The following is a 6,645-nucleotide window of genomic DNA, read 5'->3' as shown; positions in this document are numbered from 1 at the left end:
GGGCCCGCCCAGCGCCGCGCGGGCCCGTGCGACCAGTGCGGGCGCGCCGGCGGGCAGGGCCGCGTCGGCGCCGAGGCGGAGCGCTCGTTCCCGCTTGCCCTCCAGCGGGTCCGTGACGGCGATCCGGGCGGCGCCCGCGTGCCGGGCGGCGAGGAGGGTGAACAGGCCGATGGGGCCGGCGCCGAGGACAGCCACGCTGCGTCCGGTGAGGTCACCGGCCTTGGCCACGGCGTGCACCGGGGTGGCCAGCGGCTCGACGAGGGCGGCCTCGACGTCGGACATGCCCTCGGGGACACGGTGGACGCGGTCGGCGGGGATGGTGAACAGGTCCGTCATGGCACCGGGCGTCTGGCAGCCGAAGACCTTCAGTTCCCGGCAGATGTTGTAACGGCCGGAGCGGCACTGGGCGCACGTGCCGCAGTACAGGTTCGGTTCGACGATCACCCGGTCGCCTGGGGCGAAGGCCCCGGCTCCCTTTCCCGCCCGGGCCACGACGCCGACCGCCTCGTGGCCGGGACGGTAGGGCAGGTCGATGAACGGGTGGTGGCCGCCCGCGGCGTGGGTGTCGGAGCCGCAGATGCCGACGACCCTGGTGTGCACCAGGAGTTCGTGGTCCTCGGGAACGGGGGCGGGCACCCGCTCGATGGTGATGTCCTCGATCGACCGGACGAGCACGCGGCGGATCTGCTGGGTCATGGTGGCGGGGTTCCATTCGGCTCGGGTGGCCAGGTCGGCTCGGGCGGTCATTTCACGGCTCCCAGGGAGAGGCCGTGGACCAGCTTGTCCTGGGCGGCGATTCCCGCGATGAGAACGGGCAGCGACACCAGCGTGGCCGCCGCACACAGCCGGGCCAGGAACAGGCCCTCGTTGGTGATGAAGCCGACCAGGAACACGGGTGCGGTGGACGCCTTCGTGGCGGTGAGGTTCACGGCGAACATGAACTCGTTCCAGCTGAAGATGAAGCAGATCAGCGAGGTGGCGGCGAGCCCCGGCATGGCGACCGGCGCGACGATCCGCAGCAGTACGGTGGGCAGCCCGGCGCCGTCGACCTCGGCCGCTTCCAGGATCTCCTTGGGCACCTCGGCGAGGAACGACCGCATCATCCACACGGCGATCGGCAGGTTCATCCCGGTGTAGAGGACGACCAGTGTCCAGACGTTGTCCAGCATGCCGACGTCCTTGACGATCATGTACACCGGCAGCAGCGCCGCGATGAGCGGCAGGAACTTCGTGGACAGGAAGAAGAACATCACGTCGGTCCACTTCTCGACCGGCTTGATGGACAGCGCGTAGGCCGCGGGCACCGCCAGGACGAGGACCAGCAGGGTCGAGAAGACACTGGCCATGGCCGAGTTGAGGAGGTACGGGGTGATGTCCCGGCCCAGCAGCAGCGCGTACTGGTCCAGGGTGAGTGGCGCGAACAGGCTGGGCGGATTGGTCGCCGCGTCGGACTCCTGGTGGAACGACGTGAGCACCATCCAGGCCACCGGCGCGAAGAAGGCCAGGGTGGCCAGCCACGCGACGAAGGTCCACAGCGGCGACAGACGCGTGGGCTGACCCGGATCCTCCGGGCGCCCGCGGCGGCGGAGCTTCTGGATGATGGTGCCGGACGTTGCCGGGGCGGTGGTGACGTTCGTGGCCATCATCGGGACACCTCCTCACGGAACAGGGAGGCGACGACCCGCAGGGCGAACGTGGCGATGACGATCGAGCCGATCACCACGACGCCGCCGGCGGCCGCGGCCTGGCCGTACTCGAACTTGCGGAACATGGTCAGGTAGATCTCGTAGGGCAGGTTGGTGGTCTGGGAGCCGGGCCCGCCTTGCGTGATGGTGTAGACGGCGTCGAAGGTCTGCACCACGAAGATGGAGCCCAGCACGATGCCCAGCTCGATGTACTGCCGCAGGTGCGGCAGCGTGAGGTGGCGGAAGGTCTGGAGCGCGGAGGCCCCGTCGACCTCGGCGGCCTCCAGGACGTCACCGGACTGGGCCTGGAGACCGGCCAGCAGGATGAGCATCATGAACGGCGTCCACTGCCACACCAGCGCGATCACCAGAGCGGGCATGGGGTAGGACGACACCCAGTCGACCGCGGGGCCGTGCTCGGCGCCGAACAGCCGGGAGACGGCGTTCAGGACGCCGTTGAGGAGCCCGTAGTCGGGGTTGTAGAGGGCGTGCTTCCACAGCAGCGCGGCGGCGACCGGCATCACCAGGAACGGTGCGATGAGCAGGGTGCGGGCCAGGCCCCGGCCGAGGAAGCGGCGATCGAGCAGCAGGGCCAGGCCCAGCCCGAGGACCACACTGATGACGACCACGGAGGCGGTGAGGACGACGGTGTTGAGCACCGCGTGACGCAGCCGCTCGTCGGTGAAGACGAATTCGTAATTGGACAGGCCGGTGAAGTGGCGTTCGCCCGGCTCGAGGATGTTCCACTGGAACGTGGAGATCACGATCGTGGCCACGAAGGGCAACTGGGTCACGATGATCGTGAAGACGAGCGCCGGCAGCAGCGGGAAGCGCCGCCGCCACCTCCGGATGCCTGCGGCCCCGAGCGGGCGGCGGGCAGGTGGTCGCATGGTCTTCTTGGGGGCGTGGGTGAGCGTCGTCATGGGCTTTCCTCCGCCGTCGGCGGCCGGGGGTGGGGTGGCGAGGCCGGGGGAGTGGTTCACCTGTGCTTCTCGGCGACGTCCTCGGCGAGCTTCTGGCCGTCGTTCAGCGCGTTGTCCACGCTGGTCTTGCGGGCGATGGCGGCGGAGATCTCCTGCGTCACCTTGGTGCCGAGGTCCTGGAACTCGGGAACGGCGACGAACTGGATGCCCACCGTGGGCCGCGGCTGGACGCCGGGGTCGGACGGATCGGCCTGCTCGATGGACCGCAGCGTGATGTCGCCGAACGAGCCTGCCGCCTTCTTGTACTCGGGGATTTCATAGGTGCTGGCCCGCTTCCCCGCGGGCACCCTCGACCAGCCCAGCTTCTGGCCGACGAGCTTCTCGTACTTCTTGCTGGACGCCCAGAGCATGAACTTCGCGGCGAGATCGGCCTTCTTGGTGGTCTTCGGCATCGCCCACGCCCAGGACCACAGCCAGCCACTGGACTTGGTCCGCTCCACGGGCGCGTACGCGTAACCGATCTTGCCCGCGGCCTTGCTGGTGCTCGGGTCCTCCAGGGAACCGGCCGCGCTGGTGGCGTCGTACCACATGCCGACCTTGCCCTGGCTCATCGCGTTCAGGCACTCGGTGAACCCGGACTGCGCCGCGCCCGCCTCGCCGTGCTTGCGGACCAGATCGACGTAGAAATGGGTGGCCTTCTTGAAGCCCCCGCTGTTGACCTGTGCCTTCCAATCCTTGGTGAACCAGGTGCCGCCGAAGGTGTTGACCACGCTCGTCAGCGGCGCGCCGAGCTCGCCCCATCCGGGCAGGCCACGCAGGCAGATCCCCTTCATGCCCGGCTCCGCGCCGTCGACCTTGGCGGCGAGTTTGGCCACCTGCCGCCAGGTCGGGTGCTCGGGCATCTTCAGGCCCTTCGCGGCGAAGACGTCCTTGCGGTACATGAGGAAGGACGACTCGCCGTAGAACGGCAGGGCGTAGAGCTTGCCGTCCGAGCCGGACAGGGACTGCACCATCGGTTTCAGCAGGTCGGCCTTGTCGAAGCCGGTGTCCTTGTCGGCGTACGAGCCGAGCTCGTGCAACCAGCCGTTCTTCTCCCAGATGGGTACCTCGTAGGCCCCGATGGTGGCGACGTCGTACTGACCGGCCTGGGTGGCGATGTCCTGGGTGACCTTGTCGCGCAGTTCGTTCTCGGGGAGCACGGTGAAGTTGACCTTGATGCCGGTGTCCTTCGTGAACGTGTTCTTCGTGAGCTTCGCGACGTCCTCCATCTGCGGGTTGCCGACCATCAGCACGTTGATGCTCTTGCCTCCGCCCGAGGATCCGCCGGCTCCGGCTCCGGAACAGGAAGTGGCGAGAAGGGCGGTGGCTGCGGCGCCGGCGACGAGGGCGTATCTGGTCGATCGCATGACGGGGGACCTCTCGTGCGGGTGGGAGGGGAATCGGAGTAGGGGCTGCCCCGGGGTATCGGACGCGTCGTCGATGGCGGAATTATTAGCATGAGATCGCTCCGTTGTTAACACATCTTGCGAGAAGTTCTTTCCGGATCTATCGGTGATCCGCTACCTCGAGGCGACGTGGCGCTCGACGCGGCGCTCGTCACGCCGCCGAGGCCCAGGAGGGCGAATGCCGTTGCCCACCACATGCCGTGACCGGCGAACCAGGCTGCCGTTTCGGGCGTAGTCATGACAGGCTCTTCCAGCATTACCCCTACCGGGTATATTGGCGGGGTCGTTCACCGGGAGCAGGGATGGGAGCCATGACGACAGCCGAGTCCGGTCGGGACCGCGCCCGCGGTGGCGCCGTCCGCTGGGCGCGGGTCGCTGCTGTCGCACTGCTCGCCGCGCTCGCGGTGCTCCTCCACCACGAGACGAATACTGCTTTCCCGTCCTCGGTGCGTGCCACCGCCATGACCGGTATGGCGGGCATGGCCCATGCCTCCTCGGCGACGATGTCCACGGACGGGGGCGGGAGCGACGGTCCGACACGGGCTTCCGTTCCGGCCGCGCACAGTGACGGCGGTGGCGCCTGTTCCGGCATGGCCATGCAGCACTGCTCGAGTGCCGGCGTCGACGGCGTGACGTTCATGCCACCGAACGAGCCCTGGAGCGGCCGCGAGGGCCACGCGCACGCCACCCCGACGGGTCGCTTCGTTCCCGGCGCGGTGAGTCGGGCGCCGCCCGACCTTTCCGTTCTCTCTCGATTGCTCCTGTAGGCCGCGTCCACGGCAGCTCCGCGTCCGTGGACGCGATCAGCCGTGCCCGCGTGCGACCGAACAGAAGGCACATCGAGAAGAGGACACCACCATCGTGAACAGCATCAACCGACGCTCCGTCCTGCTGACCGGGCTCGGCATCGCGGGCGCGGGCGCGCTCGCCGCCTGCGGTGGCTCCGGCGGTGCAGCGGGCGGAGCCACCGCCCTGGTCAAGCCGTCCGACCCGGCCGTGGCCGCCGCCGAGAAGAAGCGCACCAGTACCGGCACGGTGCACAAGCTGACCCTGACCGCCGCGCCCGCCATGCTGGAGCTCGGCGGCGGCGTCATGGCCAAGAGCTGGGCCTTCGGCGGCCAGGCCCCCGGCAAGGAGGTTCGGGTGTCGGCCGGTGACACCGTGGCCGCCGAGCTCTCCAACCAACTGCCGAACAAGACGGCCACGTCCATCCACTGGCACGGCCTCGCGCTGCGCAACGACATGGACGGCGTTCCCCCGGCCACTCAGACTGCCGTTCGGGCCGGATCCAGCTTCACCTACCGCTTCATCGCCGAGACCCCCGGCACGTACTTCTTCCACCCACACGTCGGTGTCCAGCTCGACCGCGGGCTGCACGCGCCGCTGATCGTGGAGGACCCGAACGAGCCGCTGTCCTACGACGACGAATGGGTCGTCGTCCTGGACGACTGGGTCGACGGCGTCACCGGCACACCCGACGAGGTCTTCGCCGAACTGAAGCGGGGCATGGGTGGGATGGGCATGGGCGGCCACGACATGGGCGGCCATGACATGGGTGACATGGGCGGGATGGACATGAGCGGAGACAAGGGCGGGAAGAGCGCCTCACCGTCCGCGTCCGCGTCCGCCTCCGGTGACGGCATGTCGATGAAGTTCATGCTGATGGGCGCCGACAGCGATCTGCTCGGCGGGGACGCCGGCGACGTGAAGTACCCGTACCACCTGGTCAACGGCCGTGTCCCGGCCGACCCGGACGTTTACACCGGCAAGCCCGGCAAGCGGGTCCGCCTGCGGATCATCAACGCGGGCGGCGACACCGCCTACCGCGTCGCGCTCGGCGGCCACAAGATGACCATCACCCACACCGACGGCTTCCCCGTCGAGCACCGGCGGGCCGACGCCCTGCTGATCGGCATGGGCGAGCGCTACGACGTGCTGGTCACGCTCGCCGACGGCGTCTTCCCGCTCGTCGCACTCGCCGAGGGGAAGAACGCCGGCGGCATGGCCCTGGTCCGTACCGGCTCCGGCAGGGCCCCGAACGCCACCGCCCGCCCGAAGGAACTGAACGGCGCGATCGTGACTGCCTCCCGGCTTCGCGCGGCGGACAACGTCCGGCTGCCGTCGAAGAAGGTCGACCGGGTGCACCGCATCGACCTGACCGGCGGTATGACGAAGTACAACTGGGCCATCAACGGCAAGCCGTTCGACATGAGCGATCCGACGGCCGCCCCCCTCGTGATCGAGGAAGGGCAGCGGGTCCGGCTCGATTTCACGAACCGCACGGGCATGTGGCACCCGATGCACCTGCACGGCCACACGTACCAGCTCGGGAGCTCCGGACCCCGCAAGGACACCGCGATCGTGCTGCCGAAGAAGAAGCTGTCCGTGATCTTCGACGCCGACAACCCCGGCCGGTGGATGCTGCACTGCCACAACGCCTACCACGGGGAGGCCGGGATGATGGCGCTGGTGGCCTATCGGGCCTGATGGCTCCGGAACGCCAGTTGTGGATCGCACCTTCGATCGGTGCGGTGAACCGCCCCGGCGGGTAGCTCGCCCGCCGGGGCCACGGCCCCTGTGCGCGGGTGCGCG

The 6,645-nt window shown here is 69.1% G+C and carries 6 protein-coding genes; 2 read left to right on the top strand and 4 right to left on the bottom strand.

The genetic code is table 11. From position 1 onward, the window contains the following. The 4 genes from EEJ42_RS12745 to EEJ42_RS12730 form a co-directional block, all read right to left on the bottom strand. On the bottom strand, positions 1–747 hold a 747-nt coding region (locus EEJ42_RS12745), incomplete at its 3' end, for a zinc-dependent alcohol dehydrogenase (protein WP_246096415.1). Beyond that, complete coding sequence (locus EEJ42_RS12740) at positions 744–1,646, bottom strand: carbohydrate ABC transporter permease (protein ID WP_246096413.1); 903 nt, start codon at positions 1,644–1,646, stop codon at positions 744–746. The genes EEJ42_RS12745 and EEJ42_RS12740, both read right to left, overlap by 4 nt. Continuing rightward, a complete protein-coding gene (locus EEJ42_RS12735; protein ID WP_123100054.1) occupies positions 1,643–2,608 on the bottom strand; it encodes a carbohydrate ABC transporter permease in 966 nt (321 codons plus the stop codon). The genes EEJ42_RS12740 and EEJ42_RS12735 overlap by 4 nt, the downstream gene beginning before the upstream one ends. 56 nt (positions 2,609–2,664) lie before the next feature. Then, positions 2,665–4,014, bottom strand: coding sequence for an ABC transporter substrate-binding protein (locus EEJ42_RS12730; protein WP_123100053.1), 1,350 nt, complete (start codon positions 4,012–4,014; stop codon positions 2,665–2,667). Positions 4,015–4,364: 350 nt separating this feature from the next. Here EEJ42_RS12730 and EEJ42_RS12720 point away from each other — a divergent pair, with 350 nt between their 5' ends. Both EEJ42_RS12720 and EEJ42_RS12715 read left to right on the top strand, forming a co-directional pair. Then, entirely contained in the window at positions 4,365–4,820 is a 456-nt protein-coding gene (locus EEJ42_RS12720) for a hypothetical protein (RefSeq protein WP_148081930.1), read from the top strand. A gap of 94 nt (positions 4,821–4,914) precedes the next feature. Next, the gene (locus EEJ42_RS12715) at positions 4,915–6,540 is read left to right on the top strand and encodes a multicopper oxidase family protein (RefSeq protein WP_123100051.1); all 1,626 of its coding nucleotides are present in this window, start codon (positions 4,915–4,917) and stop codon (positions 6,538–6,540) included. Positions 6,541–6,645: the final 105 nt, after the last annotated feature.

Origin of the sequence: Streptomyces botrytidirepellens (assembly GCF_003721215.1) — a bacterium.
Taxonomy (GTDB): domain Bacteria; phylum Actinomycetota; class Actinomycetes; order Streptomycetales; family Streptomycetaceae; genus Streptomyces; species Streptomyces himastatinicus.
This window is presented reverse-complemented; position numbering and strand designations above follow the sequence as displayed.